The organism is Ferroplasma sp. Type II (genome assembly GCF_000496155.1).
On record NZ_KI542774.1, the window covers coordinates 1 to 2,517 of the forward strand.

The following is a 2,517-nucleotide window of genomic DNA, read 5'->3' on the forward strand; positions in this document are numbered from 1 at the left end:
AAGTATTAAATTAAGCATATAGTGCAGTCATNTACATAGGAAAAATAACATTCATTCTGCAATAAATTTAGATATCTTTAATAAAATCTCTATAATATATATTCATGTCATATGCAACCATAGAAACTGAGGAAAAAGACGGTACAGGCTTTATCTATTTCAACAGGGAAGAGCATTTGAACACAGTAACTGTTGAAATGGTTGATGAAATCATGAAAGCCCTGTCAAATATGGAAGAAAACTGTAGATCTATTGTGATTGGTGGCAGAAAAAACTTCTCTGCCGGTGCAGATATAATGCAGTTTAAGGATATGAATACAATGAAAGCCTACGAGTTCCACAGAAAGTTAAACAGTCTAGCCCTGTATTTCAGGGAATTTAAAAGGCCTGTAATATCATTTTTGAATGGTTACGTTCTTGGGGGTGGCCTTGAACTTTCCCTTTCCACTGATATAAGGGTATGTAGTAAAGATGCTCTTCTGGGACAGCCTGAAATAAACTTGGGAATAAATGCAGGTGCCGGTGGCAACGCCATACTTCCGGATGTTATAGGAAGAAACAGGGCTCTGTATATGATACTCACAGGGGAAAAAATACCTGCAGTTACGGCATATGATTTTGGCCTGGTGGATATAATTGCTGCCAATCCGTTGGATGAAGCGATCCGGATAGCAACAACGATAAACAACAAACCCGAAAATACAGTAATGCTGGCAAAGCGTGCAGTCAATAGCACAGAAAACAAGATTAAAAAGGACCTTGATTATGAGGCTGCCCTGTTCGGAATCTTATTTTCAGAAAAAGATACAAAAGACAGAATAAATAATTTTATAAAAAGGAAAGGAATATAATATTATCACTCAATTTCAATAAAGTTTTCTTCTTCCCTGAGATTATACGTTTTAAGAGTGTATTTTTCCATTGGTGTATGGGGTGCTATGAATGGAGGTTCTACCATTTTGCCTGTTTCCAGTTAGAACTCAGCATTATGGCATGGGCATCTTACTCTCGTCCCATCATCGACAACGTTTCCCAAAACACATTTAAGATGGGAACATATGGCATTTATCCCCTATGGTTTTCCATTTTGTTTTGTTATAAACACAACCTTTCCATTACCAGGGTTAATGGAAACATGATTATCTGAATTCTCCAGAGCCGTTATTCCCAGAATCTTTCTCCATGTCATGGTTCATTATCGCAGTAGAAAATTTATATCTTTTGAAGCTATTGCTTTATGGCATTAAAAATTTAGAAAGAAAAATATTCATGGCAAGTATATTATATCATATATTAATAAAGCAATATGTTGATTAAATGCAAGAGTACTCACGGATTTGAAGACACTGTCAATTTAGTGGTTGATTTTCTTAAGTCAAAGGGAGTCACTGTGTTTTCAATTATAGACCACAGGAGGAATGCAAAAGAGGTCGGTTTAAATATGGAAAATGAAACCGTAATTATCTTCGGTTCTCCCGTAACAGGAACACTACTTATGAAAGAAAACCCAGAAATTGGAATAGAACTTCCATCGAAACTTCTAATATACTCAACGAACAATGATGTATATCTCCTATACAAAGACCCAGATGAGATGCTGGAGTTGTACGGTATACGGGAATCTAGGGATGCAATTCAAAAATTAAAAATGCTTTACCGACTCATAGCAAATCAGGTGATATGATCCTGGAATAATTTTATCTTTTAATAGTATTGAAACTTTTCCCCGGTTTAACGGATATTAATCACGTTTCATAATTTCCTGACCCACGGGGAATTCTAAGCCCAGCCCCTGATCGGATGGTCATTGCAATGTGACTCGCAATATGCTATATCCGGAGCCCATTAAAGGCCGGGTTGTTTATAGTCTTACGTCGTCATATATATTCATGAATCGTATATACTTATTTATAAGACATATGATAATGATTTCATCGGTTTAAAGATTTTGTAAAATAGTTAATTAATATCATATTGTACCAATAGCCACTGAATAATTGAATTGCCTGAGAGATGTTCTTCCATGAACATCAGGGGCTATTTTCCAATAAATTGAAACTTCTCAAATATATTTTATAAAAATATCAACGAATTATTGTTGCATAAACTTTGATATTTTACCTGATACAGAGGCAGGAACTTTCCCCATTGCAGCCTGGAGCATTTTCATGTCTCTTGCCTTAAGATCTGGCGGGAGCTCAGAATTTGCTTTCATACGGATTCCTACAAAGGCTTTCAATTCATTTTCACCCATTCCAGCTGCTAAATCCAGATTCGTGGTGCACAGCCCGATATATGCACTATCATCAACCGCTCTAATTCCGGTTATGAAGTTTTTGATTAAGTCAACTTTCTCCTCATCACTGCGTTTGAACATTTCGTTAAACACTTCCTGCATTGCCTTTTTTCTATTCTCACTATCCATTTTTGCAATTTTCACTGGGTCATCCATTTTAATCATAACTCTATTGTTTTTACCAATAAAAATATTTCTGTTACATATATTTCACATATATG

At 35.7% G+C, this 2,517-nt stretch carries 4 protein-coding genes; 2 read left to right on the forward strand and 2 right to left on the reverse strand.

Features of this window, described 5'->3' with window-relative positions:
• Positions 1 to 104 precede the first annotated feature (104 nt).
• Positions 105 to 851, forward strand: coding sequence for an enoyl-CoA hydratase/isomerase family protein (locus AMDU4_RS10925; protein WP_021788028.1), 747 nt, complete (start codon positions 105 to 107; stop codon positions 849 to 851).
• A gap of 122 nt (positions 852 to 973) precedes the next feature.
• Here AMDU4_RS10925 and AMDU4_RS10930 read toward each other — a convergent pair whose 3' ends face one another.
• A complete protein-coding gene (locus AMDU4_RS10930) occupies positions 974 to 1,069 on the reverse strand; it encodes a Rieske 2Fe-2S domain-containing protein (RefSeq protein ID WP_306766127.1) in 96 nt (31 codons plus the stop codon).
• Positions 1,070 to 1,306: 237 nt separating this feature from the next.
• On the opposite strand from AMDU4_RS10930, the gene AMDU4_RS10935 reads away from it, so the two are divergent.
• Positions 1,307 to 1,684 (forward strand): DUF302 domain-containing protein, encoded by a 378-nt coding sequence (locus AMDU4_RS10935; protein ID WP_021788030.1) that lies wholly within the window; start codon positions 1,307 to 1,309, stop codon positions 1,682 to 1,684.
• A 408-nt stretch (positions 1,685 to 2,092) separates the two neighbouring features.
• Here the strand turns inward: AMDU4_RS10935 and AMDU4_RS10940 are convergent, their stop codons facing one another.
• A complete protein-coding gene (locus AMDU4_RS10940; RefSeq protein ID WP_021788031.1) occupies positions 2,093 to 2,461 on the reverse strand; it encodes a hypothetical protein in 369 nt (122 codons plus the stop codon).
• Positions 2,462 to 2,517: the final 56 nt, after the last annotated feature.